We start from the raw sequence: 17,454 nt of genomic DNA on the forward strand, positions 1-17,454 counted from the left end.
AGTCGCTGGGCTTTCCGTTTCTTTGACACAGCATCCTGCCTGTCTTTCCTCGCCTGTTCACTCTGCGCATAATGCGCCTTATCCGCGTCACGGTTAGGGGCGGCAAGAAAAAACGGCGTACTGAGTAGCCTTCCATTGGCGTAGCGTTCGATACGCCAGGCAGTCAGCCAGTCCATCTGGTTTTTCATGGCCTGCTCCAGCGCCACAGTTGACCGTACCGGCTCAAAACGGGCAGCCTCTTCGGCGGACAGCGGTTGTTCCGGCATATCAAGTCCCAAAGTGACTTTGCGCCAGGCGTTGAAGCGGTTGATGAGTTGTGAGCTAATCAGAAACTCATCAATTACATCAAGTGGCATTTTACGCCAAATATTACTGGATAAATCTGTAGGCACAGCATCTTCTGGTACTTTTAAAGGTGCACCAGAATCAAACGCCGCGGCATACATTTCATGCAAAGCAATCTGGGATAAAAGGAGGCTATCGTTTTCCCCTCTCGCCTTACCCTGATCTCCCGGCGGATACCCACCCCCCAAATCAGAATGCACCCCGGGATAAATCACCTCGGTGCTACCGGTCGGGTAGGTCCCGTCGGAACGGCGAATCGAATCCATCGGGAAACTCAGCCGCTGTTCATGGGTCGAGACCAGATGCACACAGCGTTTCACCAACCCGCCGTAAATCTCCTCCGATGGCAGCTCCTGCGTGCCGTCGGCCCAGGCCATATGCCCCTCAACGACAGGAACCATATGGCTCACTCCAACCGACGCCACCGTGTCAAACAGCCCGAGAAACTCCACACTGATGGGCAGGTTACAATCCGGGTCGGTTTCGTTTTTCGCTTGCAGACACGGTGATGGCTTCAGGTCATCCCCTTTCGGAGGCGGCAACAATTCAGCCAGCCAGTTGACAAAAGCCCGGGCCTCTGCTGCCCCACGGGAAAAACCATACACATACAACTTCATCCCCAGCAATTTGGATTTGCCCCGACCGGGCTGGCTGCGGGCTACTTTTAGCTCACGTTTTAAACGGGCAAACTGCTTATAAAACTCGCTATAACGGTTATGCGCCCCTCCCAGGCCCAGTGTGTGCCAGGTGGTGGACATCGACTCAAGGGATTTTTGACTTTCACTGTTGGTCATCTGTTTTTGTGTCAGGCTAAAGCCAAGGACATCAATCAACCGCAGCAACGCCCAGTTGATCCGGTCCTCACCCCGGTCAGCAAAAGCCAGCCCCCACGTGCTGTAATCCAGCTCATTAATTTCCGGGAAGGGGGTACCCACACCGGGAATATAATACTTAAAGTACTTTCCCCCGGTGCTTTCGACATCATCCAGTAACGGCTTACCTGCCGCCCCACCCGCATAACCGGCCCCAATCGTCGCCTGAAACAGCCGAACGATATTAGTCGGATGGTGAGGAACAGCCTGATAAAGGTCGTTATACAAATTATTACCAGTACCATCAAAAAACAGGCTGACATGCAACGTTTTACAGCAAGGCGGTATCACCCGGCGCTCTGCCGCCAGACACAATTCCTGATGGTAAGCCCTTTCATCACTGGTCTGACGGTGACAATTTTGCCCGACCAGATAGCGTTTAGACGGCAACCGCCCATCGACGGGAAAAGGGGCTGGCAACCAGACCGCATCGTTATGATTTATTTCGGACATACTGTCGGCTCCTTCATTTCTAACGGTTCTTTAATCGGGTAGTTTGGGCTACCGTAGGCGTAACAAGAGGTCGTGACTTTAATCTGATCACAGGGCAAGAAATGCACCGTAATCCCGCAGGTATCTCCCCCATTCTGATAATAAGGCACCGGCACTACCCGGCTATGCTGGCGATTATTAGCTCGTAATTTATTACGCCAAGCTAAATATTTTTCTTCATCAGCAAAACCGGGAAAACCCTTTGTTGATGCTTCACCGGCCTCCCAATCTACCCGGACCGTCATCCCCGGTTTCCATTTCGCTGGCACGCTATAGCAACAACCACCGCCACCGCCCTGATACGGTCCGATAATATCGATACCCGGCGTATCATCCACACTGAACCGGTTAATCGCCCACTTGGTATGGTTAATCGCGATAATCACGCCAGCCTGCGCCGGAAACTGACTACACGCCGCCAGTAACAGGCATAAAACCGCCCATTTAAACCGGTGTTTTTTCATCTTTCTCTCCTTCAATAAGGCATAATCTGGCTTTGAGATGCCTGTCGGCATTATTTCGGACATACTTTTGGCTCCTTCATTTTCAACGGTTCTTTAATCGGGTAGTTTGGGCTACCGTAGGCGTCACAAGAGGTCGTGACTTTAATCTGATCACAGGGCAAGAAATGCACTGTAATCCCGCAGGTATCTCCCCCATTCTGATAATAAGGCACTGGTACTACCTGACTATGCTGGCGGTTCTGAGCATCGATTTTTTCCCTCCATGCCAAATATTTCTCCCTATTTGCATATCCGGGAAAATCGTCGGAGAAAGCCACCCCGGTTTCCCAATCCACCTTGACCGTCATCCCCGGTTTCCATTTCTCCGGAGCCCGATAGCAACAGCCACCGCCACCGCCCTGATATGGCCCGATACTATCGATACCGGGATTATCATCCACACTGAACCGGTTAATCGCCCACTTGGTATGGTTAATCGCGATAATCACGCCGGCCTGCGCCGGAAACTGGCTACACGCCGCCAGTAACAGGCATAAAACCGACCATTTAACTCGGTGTTTTTTCATCTTTCTCTCCTTTAATAAGGCATAATCTGGCTTTGAGATGCCTGTAAGCATTATAGAAATGCACCGTAATCCCACAGGTATCTCCTCCATTCTGATATTTCCCGATTTTTACTCTTTCGCCTTCGGCATCTGAGAAACCAAAGACAGATTGACGTCAATCCCTTCGACCTGAAAGTGTGGCACCGCATACAGCCTGACCCGGAAGAATCCCGGGTTGTCGTCAATATCCTCAACGATCACTCGCGCTTCACGCAGTGGATGCGAAGCTTGCAGATCGTCAGACGGATCGGTCATCTCCGTCACCAGCGTGTTGATCCAGTTGTTCAGCTCAATTTCAAGCAGACGCCGATCTTTGGTGGTGCCGATGTTTTCCCGTTGGATCAATTTCAGGTAATGGGCAATGCGGGACAGCAGGAAGATATACGGCAGACGCGCATTAATCCGGCTGTTAGCCGTGGCTTCGCCGGTGTCATATACCGTTGGTTTCTGCGTCGAGTTAGCGGAGAAGAAGCAAGCGTAATCGCGGTTTTTGTAGTAAGAGAGCGGGATAAATCCCAAATTGGCAAATTCAAACTCGCGGGTTTCCGGGATCATGACTTCTGAGGGAATTTTTGCCTGATTACCCATTCCCAAATCGTAGAAATGGATCGGCAAATCAGTCACCGCCCCACCCGCTTGTGGCCCGCGGATCTGCACACACCAACCATTTTTCACAAAGCTTTTCACCATGTTGGCCGCAAACGCAAAAGCCGCATTAGTCCACAAGTATTTACTGTGATCCGGACCTTTAACCTGCTCAATATAATTAAACGTTCGCACCGGCACGGTATCCGGGCCATACGGCAAACGTCCTAACACCCTCGGCAATGTCAGGCCGATATAGCGGGCATCGTCGCTGTCACGGAAGGATTTCCACTTGATATATTCAGCGCGGTCAAAGTAGTTACCAATGTCTTTAATTGACGCGACTTCTTCCATGGTTTCCTTACCGAAAAAAGCCGGGCTAGCAGCAGCGATAAAGGGCATATGCGCCGCTGCCGCCACTTTAGCGATATTGCGCAACAGGGCAATATCCTGCGATCCGGCACCAAATTCATAGTTGGCAATCACCGATCCAATGGGTTCACCGCCCGGCGTATCATATTCCTGAATGTAGGTATGGCGATAAAAACCGCTTTGCACAATTTCTGGGGCATCGTCAAAATCCTGCTGCAAATCATCCTTCGACACATCCAGCACTTCAATTCTGACGTTCTGACGGAAATCCGTCCGGTCAACCAGAAATTCCAGGCTCCGCCAAACCGATTCCACCTGCTGGAATGCCGGGTGGTGCATGACCACATCCAGTTGGCGACTGATTTGGCGGTCCAGCTCACCGATATGATGATCCAGCAAAGCTTTATCCAGTCGCTTAACTGTTTGCGCCGATTCTTTCAGCAACGTAAGAAAAACACTAACCGCCGCCGTCACTCTCTCATCAACCGTCACATCAGCCAACGCATCGTTGTTCTGAAAAAGATCGAAATCATTCAACCGTTCGATCGGCTGTAAATTAATTTTCTTAAATAAAGATGGGTAGACGCCGCCTTCGCTGTAGGTCGTAGTTTCCGTAGCAGAAGCGGCTTGTTCTTGTGAAGTCATTAACATCTCCTGAATCAAATTTCATGAAAAGAAAATAGTGTGATAATCAATCTTCTTGCGCGGCCAGTGCAGCCAGTTCCACGCGCAGTTCATCACTCAGTTGGTCATCCCGGAGAATATGTTCCAGCTCGCGGCGAAACGTGACATTGTCAAGTAGGTTGGATTTCAGGTCGCGCAATAGATTGCGCATGGAAAGTAGCGCTCGTAGTTGCGGAATTTGCCGGGCGACTTGCTCAGGCTCAAAGTCTTTTATTTGCCGGAAAGTGAGATTAATATTCATTTCATTTCCGTCTTCAGCAAGGGTATTTTCAACTGTCAAATTAACGGCAGGGCTAAATTCAGTGAGTACACTGTCAAAATTATTTTTATTGATATTAACTTTTTCTCTTTCCAAGAGCGGTCGCTGTTCCTGTCCGTTGCTGTAATCGCCCATTACCAATAATTTCAGCGGCAGCTCAACTTTTTTCTGCGCCCCACCAGTATGTAGATCCAATTTAATATTAATACGCGCTTTAGGAACTTCATTTTGAAAACTCGCAGCCATTGATGGCTCCTCCATAAAAAGTAAATAAAGGGATAATTTTCATGTCATGACTAATTTCAGCAAGAGCTCGCTGAATCAAATATTTCCGAATAGGCAGTTAACAGACGCTGCAAATTAGAGGTGACGAATAATGACATCTTAATTAACGAATCCACTAAAAAAATCGACCAACATGAAATAACCATAGCTTCACCGCCACCTTAAAGCAAAGCAGCAGTAGAAAGCATCTGCCAAAGATTAAAATTTAGCTTACAGGAGATGATAAATGGACAAACTTCAACAAAAGACAAACAAAACACAATTAAATAAAAATAAATGAAAATAAAATACAGATAGTTTTTAATGACATTTTGCAACTAATTATAAAATATAAGTTTTCACCCTGTTTTGTAAAAATAAGTAAAAATAAACAATAGTACGTAATAAATATCTGACAATCATCATTGTCATTCTGCCGTCTTATTTTATGACATGCTTTAAATGATATTGATTATTAATTACATTATTGTTTGCATATAAAAATCCACACCAACAAACATTACTGATACAAAAATCTGATTTTACCAATAAATAATTAAATATATACCCAATAGATTTCAATTTGCAGCACGGCGGCAAGAGAACACAGCCAACAAAGCAGCAACTTGAAAGATAACAGGTATATGCAATTAACGCGCAGAAACCAGACCGTATATATGGCACCCAAGGGATAATTCTTTCGGTCCAAACTAAAATTCGCTTAAAAGCTTCTTATTATAGATAACTATAACTTAGTGAATAGATAATAAACCGGATAAATTATTTCTGCGCGTATCAGAATTTTAACAACTTAACCGTCCACTCAAATAAGAGCCTACCTGACCGTCAGTAATCTAAGCCATAAGCAAGGAAATTAAAATATTGAACAACACGCGGAGAAATATTTTCATCTCAGCAAATGTATCTAGTAGAAATATATTTAATACCTAATCATTTCATACTATATCATTTTCAGATCAATATTATTACCATTAAGTTCTAAAATCAGTGTCTTATTACCGCCCCCCCGATTATTACCAGGAATTTCTAATGCGTTGTCATAATTGAAATTTTTATTTATGGAATACTTAATCGCATTTACATTTGGTGGATTCCAATAATCCTGAAATATCCAAATGTCAATTTCTAATTCAGATTTTAATTCTCTTCCGGTGTAAATATGAATAGCTTTATTAAGTTCATATTTATCACTTATCCATGGGGCCCACAAATCGCCACTCCATTCAGACATCCTATCTACAGTAAATCGTTTTCTGGAAATATATCCATGCTCAATTATAGCCTTACAAGGTGTTTTATTATGAATGAATTTAATATTTGTCACCCCTGCGATAATATTAACAGCGGGTTTATTCTTAATGCTAATTAATTTTTCTGCCATCTTATCCACCCATATAATTTAATGAACCCAATAGTAATCATGATTAAACTTTATAATAATTTCATCCAGTAACATTATACTCTCAATAACATTTACCCTTTATTAATCACGTTTATTATGCTGTGTCAATGATTAGCCTTAATTTTAAATATAGCTCAAAATCTACATTTTACCATTAAGGCTAGATCACACATATATTAACTGTTGCCGTGAGAATTATTTATTAAATTCTTAGTATCTCGGTTTAACACCTGAGCTAATTTTCTTACATATACAGGCAATATTAGGGCGCTAACCATAGACAATATGAAAATAGGTTGTACGCTTTCAGCCGTAATCTCTTTACCGTTTAAAAAGATGGAAGAAAAGAAAAACACGACACCGGCACCTAAGTTGGATAATGCCATCTGAAGGGCGCCGAAACCTGCCCGGTTTTCAGGCGTTGAAGCATAAGAGGCAATCACATTTGCCGCCATAACCTGTACATAAGTAGCGAACATAAAAAGTGAGAAGAAAACATATCCATCTATTTTTCCCGTCAATCCCAGAAAAATATTAACAATAAATAAAGTCGCCGCTGCGAGGATAATTTTCTGAGGAGGATATCTATCGCAAAGTTTTCCTGTTAAATAAGTTCCAAACCATGACGCGATACCCCCGAAAAAGAATACTAGTGAAACATGTTTTTCCGGGATATAAAACACATTTGTTAATAACGGAGCAAGTATCGGAATAAGCATAAAGGGGCTAAAGTTACTAACACCACTTGCCATCCCAGCCAATGTTATTTTTTTGGTCAGCACTATTTTATTCTTATTATATTGTACTTTCTCTGCACCTGGGATTAAGAAGAGAATCAGAGGCAAACTCACTATGCATAAAATAACGATAAATAAAAAAGATACTTTCCAGTTAAAGCTCTCGGCCAAATATAAGCACAACGGTATACCTAAAATGCTAACAAATGAAAAAGATGAAAACGCAATTCCCAGCACTTTTCCCCGCATACTTTCCGGTGAATTATTAAGTAAGATCCCAATTCCTACCCCCAATGTCACTCCACCAAACAGACCCGCAATTGTACGTAGCAGAATAAGTTGATATGGCTCTGAAGAGAAAATCGTCAGGAATGTAATCAGGCCGAGAAACAGAGTATTTAAAATGAGTACCTTTCTTTTATTAAAGCGATCGATAAAAAAATAAGAGGCCAGACCAGAAAATACGGAGGAGAAAACATAAGTACCGGCAATAACCCCCGCCATAGTCACGGGCATGTGAAAATCACTAGACATATAAACAAAAAGCGGAGTTACCATCATGTATTCTAGTGCATTAATAAATTGTACTAATGCAATAACCATTGCAATAACAACTATCTGATTATTTCCAATTAACTTTGACATTATGAGTTCAAATTCCTGTTGGTATAAATTTCATTGATAAGATAAACCAATTTACATCACACACCAATTAAAAAAGCGCCATGTATCATCGTAGTGAGCGCCCGACATAACTAAACGACTGCGGTTGCCAAACCGAAATTAATTTCAGATACCTATTATTCATTGTTAGAAGCAATCTGGAGGTAATGGCAACAAGGAGTCAGCCTCGCTGAAAAACGAGATGAATAAGCAGTAAAAAAGCAGTGTGACGAGAACGATTTATCTGGAACTTTTGCATTGTCACGGTCACTTAATACGGTATATTTATCATAAAATAGACTACATGCTGAATAAATAATGCTCATTCTGAAAGCTTACAAATTCCGGCTGGAACCAACTGAACAGCAAGCGCAGCGTTTACGCCCGTGCTGTGGCTGGGCTTGCTTCATCTGGAATGTTAGGCTGGCAGAAACAAAGCGCCTGCTTGATTTAGGTCAAAAGTTGCCGTCAGCCTTCGAGTTAAACCGGAAGCTGATCCACGGGAAGAAAGCGCCTGAAACGGCCTTTTTGTCCAAAGCCTACACAAACAACCTTCAGCAAAAATTTAAAGATCTTCATGACGCATGGATGCGTTATTTTGATAAGACACTCTCCACCAGGGTCCCGGTATTTAAGAAGAAAAGTGATAACCGCAATTCAATCGGGTTCGTCAACTTTGAGAAATATTGCCAGCTTGAGCACCGTCACGTGAAAATCCCCGCCAGCCTTTCGTGGGTTAAATGCCCACAATCACAATCCATCGACGGGAAAATAAAAAACGCCATGCTCAGCCAGTCGTCCAGCCACGGGTTATATATCTTTTCAAGTTGAAATTAATATAGCCGCGCCAATTCACCCTTTAGCGTTAATAATGAGGTGGGATGTAGGTGTGGCAAAACTCGCTCTGAATAAACAAATAACATGACTTGATTTCATCAAAAAATGACCTTGCAGGAGAGATAACAATGAATAACCATTATGATGTTTTGATTATTGGCGCCGGTGTTGCCGGCATTGGTGTAGCATGTCATTTAACCAAGAAATGTCCTGATAAGCAGTTTATTATCCTAGAGCGTCGCCATACGATGGGCGGTACTTGGGACTTATTTCGCTATCCAGGCATTCGCTCAGATACAGATATGATGAGCTATGGCTATAAATTCCGTCCCTGGACAGATACCAGTGTTTTTGCCGATGGACCTTCAATTAAAAGTTATATCAATGCAACGGCAAAAGAATATGAAGTTGATAAGAAAATACAGTTTGGGCTAAAAATCACTCATACTGACTGGTCAAATGCGACTCGCCAGTGGACCATTATCGCGATTGACGAAATCAGTGGGGAAACCCGGCAATTTACCTGTCATTTTCTCGTCGCTGCAACAGGTTATTACAACTATGATGAACCTTATTTACCTAAATTTCCCGGCATCGAAGATTTTAAAGGCCCGGTAATTCATCCTCAACACTGGCCTGAAGGATTAAATTACAAAGGAAAGCGGGTTGTTGTGATTGGTAGCGGCGCAACAGCAGTGACTTTACTTCCTGCAATGGCAAATGAGACTGAACATATTACGATGTTACAACGCTCCCCTAGTTATTTTCTTTCAATACCTGGAAGGGATAAGATAGCAGAGTTCTGCAAAGGTATTATTCCGCAGCGCTGGATTTACACATTGAGTAGAAATCGCAATCTCTTTCTACAGCGCTTACTTTATAAGATGAGTCGATATTTCCCTAACTTATTAAAATCGTTTTTACTGGCATCCGCTCGTAAGCGTGTCGGCCCAAATTTTGACATGAAGCACCTTACTCCAAAGTACATGCCATGGGATGAACGGCTGTGTTTTATTCCCAGCAGTAACCTATTTAAAGTACTGAAAGAAGGTAAAGCGTCTATCGTTACTGACCATATTGAACGCCTAACTGAAAACGGTATCCAATTACAATCCGGCAAGGAATTACCCGCAGATATTATAGTTACAGCAACTGGACTGAAATTACATTTTATTGGTGGAATTGAACTCTCAATTGATGGGCAAAAACAGCAAGGTCATAGTCGAATGCTCTATAAGGGGACGTTGATACAAGATATCCCTAATTTTGCCTGTGTGTTTGGTTATATCAATAACGCCTGGACGTTGAAAGTTGATCTATCTGCGGAATACATCTGCCGTTTATTAAACGAGATGGACCGCCGCAGTGCTACGGTTGTGACACCCTATGCGCAACCGGGTGAAATGCTGGAGGACGAAAATATTTTTAGTGCCTTGCAATCTGGTTATGTAAAACGAGCAAAGGATGCTCTTCCTCGTCAAGGACGCAGTGCAACCTGGCAAGTTCCGCATGATTTCAATAAAGATAAACAGGTTTTGGGGCAGCCTGTCGATGATGCTGCGTTGAAATGGACATAACCACAAGAAATCAAAAAATCAGGGGTTATATCCCGTCATTATTGCCAGCCCGTTATTATAAACGGGCTGCTTTCACTTATCCCAGTCACATCGTTATTTATGCTCCTGAGGATGCGTTCTCTTGCCGCCGCGCTGCAACTTGAAATCTATTGGGTATAGCTCGTTATTGCCCATTTCTTTGACAACCAAGAAAAAATCAGCCCAGATATCACACCAAAGATATGCCCTTCCGTTGAAATATCTTCTTGCCACGGTAATAAGCCAAACACGATCCCACCGTAGTACACAAACACCAGAATCGCAAAGAAGAAATCTTTCGCTCTTCTCAGGAAAAAGGCATTAGCCAGCAGTAATCCCCATAGACCAAAAACCCAACCACTGGCACCAATATGAATAGCCGTGCGCCCAAATAACCAAACTAATGTTCCTTCCATAAAGATAATAAACAAACTGGCTAGCACATAATAACGAATGGAGTGCGCCATAAGTAAGGCACTCAATACTAATAATACGGGGAGATTGCTGAATAAGTGCCCCCAGTTACCATGCAGGAATGGAGAGAGTGGAATACCAATTAACCCTTGGGCGTATCGGGGAAGGATACCGAAATTACTTAGAGTGCCACCGGTTAAAGTATCAAACAATTGGATTATGATCAGTGTTGCTGCTAATCCTATTAGGATACGAAAGCGTTTTTTTAGCTCTGTTTTCACTGTGTTGTTGCCTTATCATTTATTGGAAATCAAAACGAATCCCAGTCTCAAAAAGGTATTATAATCAGAGTTGGCATTATCACCACCGTTTGTAATTTAACAATTTTGATATGAGAGCGAAACTTTATTTTAAAGCAATCAATTCAACTTAATAAATCAAGTAAATAAAGCGGAAATTAATCACTTTTTCACTCCACCCTAGGATTACAAAAAAGAGATATTATCCTTCATCAAAATAATAACAGAAAAAAACCACCAATCAAATATACTTTTAAATATCATTTAATTACCAATCAGAAAAATAAAAACATAAAATAACATTTTCAACCTTATTTAATTAATATACACTTCCACCTTACCATATATTAACTTACCCACAAAAAGATTACGTCATTAAATCCATCAAAGATTTACCAATATATAACGTTGATCCTGACCCACAAGTGGCATTAATTTAAATAATGAAAATCACCCTTTAGCATCAATTAGGCAAGCAATATGACAGAATTAAAATAAAACATTCTTAATATCATACTTACCTTATTTTAGCTAAAACATAAAACTTGAATAATATATACCCAATGGATTTCAAGATGCATCAAGACGGCAAGGGAAGCGAATCCCTAGGAGCATAGATAACTACTCTATGACTAGTCCAGCCAACAAAGAGGCAACTTGAAAGATAACGGGTATATTAAGACCTTATTAACATAAAGGATATAGCAATGAATACCAATACCTACTTATTTCTTAATTCAGAAAACATTAAATATCATGATGATACACAAATAAATAAAGGGGACACTCCCCAACCTATTAGTAGAAATTGGCCTAACCTTCCTGTCGAGTTTCAACGACATATTGACGATGTGGTCAATTTGAATGGTTATTTATACTTCTTTAAAGGACCTCAATATCTTAAATTCGATATCGCAAAAGCACAGGTCAGTGAAGGACCAAAACAGATTATAGAAGGCTGGCCCGGATTGAGAGGCACCGAATTTGAAAATGGGATAGATGCCGCTACAGAATGGATTGATACAAAACAAGATGTTGTTTGTTTCTTTAAAGGCCACGATTGTATTGATTATACTGTCAGTTCACACACGATTAGTAAGAAAACTATTTCAGACAGATGGGGAACTACCGGCGATTACGCAGGATTCAGTGCAAATCTGGATGCCGTTGTTTTATGGAAAAACATTGCTGGTTCTCTTATCTACTTATTCAAAGACAATTATTATATCCGATATAATACAAACTCAAATACTATTGATGTCGGACCTATATCCATCCAAACTTATTGGCATGGCGTCACTTTCCACAAAATTCAAGCAGCAGTGTCAGTCGATGCCGATTTATTAGGCAGTAGCAATAATGGAAGCTGTGGCGGAACATGTGGCAATAGTGATACGGGTAAATATTGCCTCCAGTTACCTCCCAGTATTAGATTTAGCCTGACAGCCTATTCTAATACCGATATTCATCAGCAAACAATAAAAGTGTATATTGACGATCGTCTGGTAGATACATTAGCCAGCAAGGGAATAGATAATCTAATAGGAACTAAAATCTATAAGTCAGGTACAGGCAAAGTCTGTTTTGAAATTACAGGGAATCGCAAACCAAGCAAATTGCGTTATTTCGATAACACCCTTGATGGAAAACCAGGAACAGCGATTATTGGGGTTGAAAATGGCATCAATAATAATTACAACGACACCGTGTTAATGTTAAATTGGCCGTTAGTGAAGATTAAAGATTAAAGATTCCTGAGTAAATCCCGCTACCAACAGCGATAACACTTATCAATAAAAAAGCGGCATAATGCCGCTTTTTTACACGACAGCATCGTCAATTTAATATATTTCTAATATGTTATTATATAAACATCAAAAATACATTAAACAAAAATATAAAATCGTGTTTTCAATCTCATTTTCTTCATATAAATCTTATCACTTAGTATATATTTATATTTTTGCAAAAAAACAACACCATTAAATCAATAAACAACTTATCAATATATAACATTGCCACAATCTACTTTCTCCACTAAATTCCATTACGCAAATTTTTCTGTTTCGAAAAATAATATTCTTACCGTGCTTTATCTGTAATCAGCAATTTTAACAATTACGGAAAATCAGTAGTAAACTTAAAAACAATAAAGGATATATATTAATGAATTCGCAAGTCTATTTATTCCTTAATGCCGATAACACTAGATATAGTGAGATATTAAAAAAGCCAGACATAAACTATCCCCAGCCTATTAGTAACGATTGGCCTAATCTCCCTGTCGAGTTCCAAAGACATATTGACGATGTCATTAATTTAGAGGGTTATTTATATTTTTTTAAAGGCTCGAAATATCTTAAATTCGATATCGAAAAAGCCAAGGTGACGGATGGACCGAAATTTATTGCCGATGGATGGCCCGGATTGAAAGGTACCGAATTTGAAAATGGAATAGATGCGGCCACAGAATTGACTACCAATACCGTTTGTTTCTTTAAAGGCGGCGATTGTATCGATTATACTGTGAATTCACATACGATTAAGCAGCAATCTATCTCAACCCGATGGGGCACTACAGAGAAATACAAAGAATTTAGTGCAAATCTCGATGCTGTTGTATGGAGAATCAATTCTCGGATTGACTTCCTCAAAGGCAATAGTTACATCCGGTTTAATTTAGAATCGAACACTATTGATTATGGACCTGTACCCATAACTAATTATACCGGGGAAGCCTTCAACAAAATTCAAGCAGCAGTGTCAGTCGATACCGATTTATTAGGCAGTAAACCTGACAATAGCAATAATGGAAGCTGTGGCGGAACATGTGGCAATAGTGATACGGGTAAATATTGTCTCCAGTTACCTCCCAGTATTAGATTTAGCCTGACAGCCTATTCTAATACCGATATTCATCAGCAAACAATAAAAGTGTATATTGACGATCGTCTGGTAGATACATTAGCCAGCAAGGGAATAGATAATCTAATAGGAACTAAAATCTATAAGTCAGGTACAGGCAAAGTCTGTTTTGAAATTACAGGGAATCGCAAACCAAGCAAATTGCGTTATTTCGATAACACCCTTGATGGAAAACCAGGAACAGCGATTATTGGGGTTGAAAATGGCATCAATGATAATTACAACGACACCGTGTTAATGTTAAATTGGCCGTTAGTGAAGATTAAAGATTTCTGAGTAAATCCCGCTACCAACAGCGATAACACTTATCAATAAAAAAGCGGCATTATGCCGCTTTTTCTGTTTATTTTACGACAACTTTATCAGAAAAACGGTACCCCTTACTGATATGGCGCAAAATGACCAACAGAAAAGACACTATTTCAATATCCAGGTAACTTAATTTTCTAAACAAAATTTGTAATTCACCAAATGCCCCCTCATCCGATAAAAATAAACTTTTTAATCTTCCCTTTTCCTATCTCCCATTGATATGAGTATTTAGTCGAGCAGGATTATGAAAAAACCATGTGATCATATTCCGTGATAATTTCATTAAGGTATCAACTATTAGCAAGAAACAACACAATTTTTGAGGAAACTATGGATAATGTACTTAAATACGGAGATACCGTGACAATATTAAACAGCTATAAGAACTGGAGCGGTGGATATCTCAGTGTATTTGGCAATGGTAATAAACCCGGTACGAAATATAGCGTGGTAACAGTAGATTCATCTTTAGCTATTCATGGTGGAATATGGAGAATTGAATCAGCCACGGAAAAACTAGTCGGTAGTGAGGTAATTAATAATGATATTATCTTACTCTATAACCTATATTACTGTGATGGCGGTTACTTACAGTATTATGACGTGGTTGATCAATATGAACAATCAAAGGAAATACATCATGTATACACCTCAGATATACGTAAAAAATCAACCCTAGAATGGATTATTTATTGTGAAACCACACCACTCAATGGGAATATCAGAGAAGGCGAAGGTATCTCTCTCTATAATCGGTGGGGAAATAAAGGTTTCCTTGATACTCATAACCATGCCGGAGGCTCAGGTTCGTTATATCGAGTATTTATGTCCAATAATACTGCCCGTAAAAGCCAGACCGGCTTGTGGAAAATGGCAAAAGTGAGCAATCCTTGTCCTCCTGCTGATATATTTACCAATACCGTGTCACTGTGGAGATAAGATACAATAGCAATAAGTCTCTTATTAGTGAATAATGAAGCTGGCAAGAATAGTTTTTCTATGTCTTAGCCAGCAAATATACATAGAGGATACTATTTCACTGAACGACCAAAATCATCAATAAATTGGCAGGTAAATAATAAGCTCCTACACGATAAAGTCATATACCCGTCATCTTTCAAGTTGCCTCTTTGTTGGCTGCACTCACTCACCCCAGTCACATAGTTATCTATGCTCCCGGGGATTCGCTCCCTTGCCGTCTCGATGCATCTTGAAATCCATTGGGTATATACCCTTCATCCCAATCGTCAATCGTATCAAAAAAAGCGGGTTTACTATGGTGTTTAATCACACAATAATAAAAAGCCTCTAAAACGTAGAGGCTAAACAGAAATAAACATAACAAAACATCAACCTCAATTCTTTTTCTTAGTAAGAATTGGGACAGGAGCAGGAGTAGGCACAGAACTATCACAATTATAATGTTCTCCTGTCAGCCCCATTTTCTTACAGGCTGTCGACAAAACATCATGAGGTGTTGCCCAATCCTCTTCCCAGTCACTGCCGTCATAACGTTCCTTTTTAAATAAATCCCACATAATGAGGCCCGATTTACCGTATTTGATCGTACCGTCTAATATGTTATTAAGCTCAGTCTTACTGAGAGGTAAATTGCCAGTTGCTGGCCTACCCACTTCAAATCCAACCGTGATAGGCGGCAAAACCGATAATTTTTGCGGTTGAATTGAAGCTAAAGCGTAATTACGCGCCCCTTTGAGCTTAACGTGAGGAATAGCAACTTCATTACCTGATTTAAGCCAGTTAATATATTGGCTATAGTAATACTTTACCTGACCAGGTAGATCACAAGGAATATGAGAATCCCTACCACAATCTGTTTCACTCAAATCATAGGTCATCACACCGATGTAACTGAATCGGTTGACAAGATTAGGGTAAGTCAGCGCAGTATTATAAATCAAACCATAGAGATTTCCTCCCCACCAAGCACCACCATAAATACTAGAATATATCGCAACTGTTCCCCAATTAGCGGACATATTCGGGATTCCTCCCGTTGCGGGGCCGGCAGTACTTAGTTTAAGTGATGGCTTAACCACGCTAATTGAATTGTAAAAAGATTTTAAAATAGCAGCGAATTTATCCACGGTTTCAGGCATTGCTCGGGGAATTCTTTCTGCACCGGGAACAAGATTCATTGATGCATCATACACATAATTACCAATCCCCTTCCTCATTAAAGCCGATGTGGTCAGATTTTCACTATTATTAGAGGGAACATTGATTGAGTCAGGCGTTAATTTCCAGCTTTTCGCGTTAATATCCGCATGCCAGAATTCCTCATAATCAACATCAATCCCCACGACGCCCAAATCGGCAGCCAAATTAACAATATTTCTGTATGCATTATCTGCTGCTTTACCCGTAATTGGGCTGTCAAATCGGGAGATTTTAGTCAGGGGATTGGGGAAAATATCATAGACTGCTCCGGGTTCATTACCACAAGCGTCTTTTTTATCCGCAGTAATGTCATAAATTTTCGGATGACAGCTGAAATTCCATCCCCCTACAGCAATATAGGTATTGACTCCATGAGATTTTAAATCAGCAATAATACCCTTTAATCTGACAAAATCTGATGCAGCATTTTTAGCTGATTTTGCACTGATTATTTGTCCTGGGGTACAGGTATAGCCAAACAATCCCGTACATTTCAGGCTATTTTTCTTATAATTAATAAGACTGGGCTGTACAAAAGATAATACCAACGTATTAAAGTTACTCTTATTCTTAGCAATATCACTACTTAATTTTTTAAAATTATCAAGGCTAGCATAATATTCTTGAGTACCCATTTGTGCAGTAGGCCCACTCAAATAATATGCAGAAATTTCAGGATTGGAAGCAATCGTATTTTCTGAAATTAGAGATAATAATATTGCACTTGCTAATAAACATCTATTTACCTTGTATTTAGACATACTTTCATCTCCACTCGGTTAACATTATTTTCCTGACGACAGCAACAGTTGTTATGACAATTCATTGCCTTTTATCACGGACGGTAATGACTTTTCCCTAATAGAGCGTTTACGTTCAATGCGTTACTATAGACTGTGATGTAATTACTGCCATATTGCATTGGTTATTCCAACATACCAGTTTTATAATAGTTCAATTTTCACCATTTACCACAAATTCAGTAGGAATTATTTATAAAACATCACTGATATAAGATAGATTCAACCTTCTAATAAATAATTTCATGAATGCCTGATCATGGGTGACATCACTGGAAATAACTGCTTATGACTGCGCTATTGAAGATACCTTCATTAATCAGAAA

14 protein-coding genes are annotated in these 17,454 nt (G+C 40.6%); 5 read left to right on the forward strand and 9 right to left on the reverse strand.

The window, feature by feature from the left end:
• From EAE89_RS17700 to EAE89_RS17730, 7 genes are all read right to left on the reverse strand, one after another.
• The coding region (locus EAE89_RS17700; RefSeq protein ID WP_214086324.1) for a T6SS phospholipase effector Tle1-like catalytic domain-containing protein at positions 1-1,670 on the reverse strand (1,670 nt) is incomplete at its 3' end.
• Positions 1,658-2,173: a Tli1a family immunity protein gene (gene tli1a / locus EAE89_RS17705; protein ID WP_214086341.1), complete on the reverse strand. Its 516-nt coding sequence runs from the start codon at positions 2,171-2,173 to the stop codon at positions 1,658-1,660. The genes EAE89_RS17700 and tli1a (EAE89_RS17705), both read right to left, overlap by 13 nt.
• Before the next feature lie 50 nt (positions 2,174-2,223).
• The gene (gene tli1a / locus EAE89_RS17710) at positions 2,224-2,739 is read right to left on the reverse strand and encodes a Tli1a family immunity protein (protein WP_214086325.1); all 516 of its coding nucleotides are present in this window, start codon (positions 2,737-2,739) and stop codon (positions 2,224-2,226) included.
• Positions 2,740-2,847: 108 nt separating this feature from the next.
• Positions 2,848-4,386: a type VI secretion system contractile sheath large subunit gene (gene tssC, locus EAE89_RS17715; protein ID WP_214086326.1), complete on the reverse strand. Its 1,539-nt coding sequence runs from the start codon at positions 4,384-4,386 to the stop codon at positions 2,848-2,850.
• Between the two features lie 40 nt (positions 4,387-4,426).
• Entirely contained in the window at positions 4,427-4,924 is a 498-nt protein-coding gene (tssB, locus tag EAE89_RS17720; RefSeq protein ID WP_054478956.1) for a type VI secretion system contractile sheath small subunit, read from the reverse strand.
• Between the two features lie 979 nt (positions 4,925-5,903).
• Complete coding sequence (locus EAE89_RS17725; RefSeq protein WP_214086327.1) at positions 5,904-6,344, reverse strand: hypothetical protein; 441 nt, start codon at positions 6,342-6,344, stop codon at positions 5,904-5,906.
• Positions 6,345-6,541: 197 nt separating this feature from the next.
• Entirely contained in the window at positions 6,542-7,747 is a 1,206-nt protein-coding gene (locus tag EAE89_RS17730; RefSeq protein WP_054478961.1) for an MFS transporter, read from the reverse strand.
• 336 nt (positions 7,748-8,083) lie between these two features.
• Here EAE89_RS17730 and EAE89_RS17735 point away from each other — a divergent pair, with 336 nt between their 5' ends.
• Both EAE89_RS17735 and EAE89_RS17740 read left to right on the forward strand, forming a co-directional pair.
• Positions 8,084-8,596 (forward strand): helix-turn-helix domain-containing protein, encoded by a 513-nt coding sequence (locus EAE89_RS17735; RefSeq protein WP_054478964.1) that lies wholly within the window; start codon positions 8,084-8,086, stop codon positions 8,594-8,596.
• Positions 8,597-8,730: 134 nt separating this feature from the next.
• The gene (locus tag EAE89_RS17740) at positions 8,731-10,179 is read left to right on the forward strand and encodes a flavin-containing monooxygenase (RefSeq protein ID WP_054478967.1); all 1,449 of its coding nucleotides are present in this window, start codon (positions 8,731-8,733) and stop codon (positions 10,177-10,179) included.
• A 146-nt stretch (positions 10,180-10,325) separates the two neighbouring features.
• On the opposite strand, the gene EAE89_RS17745 is transcribed toward EAE89_RS17740, so the two are convergent.
• Complete coding sequence (locus EAE89_RS17745; protein ID WP_214086328.1) at positions 10,326-10,892, reverse strand: rhomboid family intramembrane serine protease; 567 nt, start codon at positions 10,890-10,892, stop codon at positions 10,326-10,328.
• Between the two features lie 725 nt (positions 10,893-11,617).
• On the opposite strand from EAE89_RS17745, the gene EAE89_RS17750 reads away from it, so the two are divergent.
• The 3 genes from EAE89_RS17750 (at position 11,618) to EAE89_RS17760 (ending at position 15,086) form a co-directional block, all read left to right on the forward strand.
• Positions 11,618-12,658 (forward strand): fucose-binding lectin II, encoded by a 1,041-nt coding sequence (locus EAE89_RS17750; RefSeq protein WP_214086329.1) that lies wholly within the window; start codon positions 11,618-11,620, stop codon positions 12,656-12,658.
• Positions 12,659-13,076: 418 nt separating this feature from the next.
• Positions 13,077-14,111 (forward strand): fucose-binding lectin II, encoded by a 1,035-nt coding sequence (locus tag EAE89_RS17755; protein WP_054478976.1) that lies wholly within the window; start codon positions 13,077-13,079, stop codon positions 14,109-14,111.
• A gap of 366 nt (positions 14,112-14,477) precedes the next feature.
• Positions 14,478-15,086 (forward strand): hypothetical protein, encoded by a 609-nt coding sequence (locus EAE89_RS17760; RefSeq protein ID WP_214086330.1) that lies wholly within the window; start codon positions 14,478-14,480, stop codon positions 15,084-15,086.
• A gap of 416 nt (positions 15,087-15,502) precedes the next feature.
• On the opposite strand, the gene EAE89_RS17765 is transcribed toward EAE89_RS17760, so the two are convergent.
• A complete protein-coding gene (locus EAE89_RS17765) occupies positions 15,503-17,089 on the reverse strand; it encodes a hypothetical protein (protein ID WP_054478985.1) in 1,587 nt (528 codons plus the stop codon).
• Positions 17,090-17,454 lie beyond the last annotated feature (365 nt).

It is taken from the genome of Photorhabdus heterorhabditis (assembly GCF_018448905.1).
Classification (GTDB): Bacteria; Pseudomonadota; Gammaproteobacteria; order Enterobacterales; family Enterobacteriaceae; genus Photorhabdus; species Photorhabdus heterorhabditis.

What these genes read in the sequence shown, in the direction of transcription:
- tssB (WP_054478956.1), bottom strand. Translation starts at nt 4,924, where the DNA reads ATGGCTGCGAGTTTTCAAAATGAAGTTCCTAAAGCGCGTATTAATATT.
- EAE89_RS17740 (WP_054478967.1), top strand. Translation starts at nt 8,731, where the DNA reads ATGAATAACCATTATGATGTTTTGATTATTGGCGCCGGTGTTGCCGGC.
- tli1a (WP_214086325.1), bottom strand. Translation starts at nt 2,739, where the DNA reads ATGAAAAAACACCGAGTTAAATGGTCGGTTTTATGCCTGTTACTGGCG.
- EAE89_RS17760 (WP_214086330.1), top strand. Translation starts at nt 14,478, where the DNA reads ATGGATAATGTACTTAAATACGGAGATACCGTGACAATATTAAACAGC.
- EAE89_RS17735 (WP_054478964.1), top strand. Translation starts at nt 8,084, where the DNA reads ATGCTCATTCTGAAAGCTTACAAATTCCGGCTGGAACCAACTGAACAG.
- EAE89_RS17730 (WP_054478961.1), bottom strand. Translation starts at nt 7,747, where the DNA reads ATGTCAAAGTTAATTGGAAATAATCAGATAGTTGTTATTGCAATGGTT.
- EAE89_RS17725 (WP_214086327.1), bottom strand. Translation starts at nt 6,344, where the DNA reads ATGGCAGAAAAATTAATTAGCATTAAGAATAAACCCGCTGTTAATATT.
- EAE89_RS17765 (WP_054478985.1), bottom strand. Translation starts at nt 17,089, where the DNA reads ATGTCTAAATACAAGGTAAATAGATGTTTATTAGCAAGTGCAATATTA.
- tssC (WP_214086326.1), bottom strand. Translation starts at nt 4,386, where the DNA reads ATGTTAATGACTTCACAAGAACAAGCCGCTTCTGCTACGGAAACTACG.
- tli1a (WP_214086341.1), bottom strand. Translation starts at nt 2,173, where the DNA reads ATGAAAAAACACCGGTTTAAATGGGCGGTTTTATGCCTGTTACTGGCG.
- EAE89_RS17755 (WP_054478976.1), top strand. Translation starts at nt 13,077, where the DNA reads ATGAATTCGCAAGTCTATTTATTCCTTAATGCCGATAACACTAGATAT.
- EAE89_RS17750 (WP_214086329.1), top strand. Translation starts at nt 11,618, where the DNA reads ATGAATACCAATACCTACTTATTTCTTAATTCAGAAAACATTAAATAT.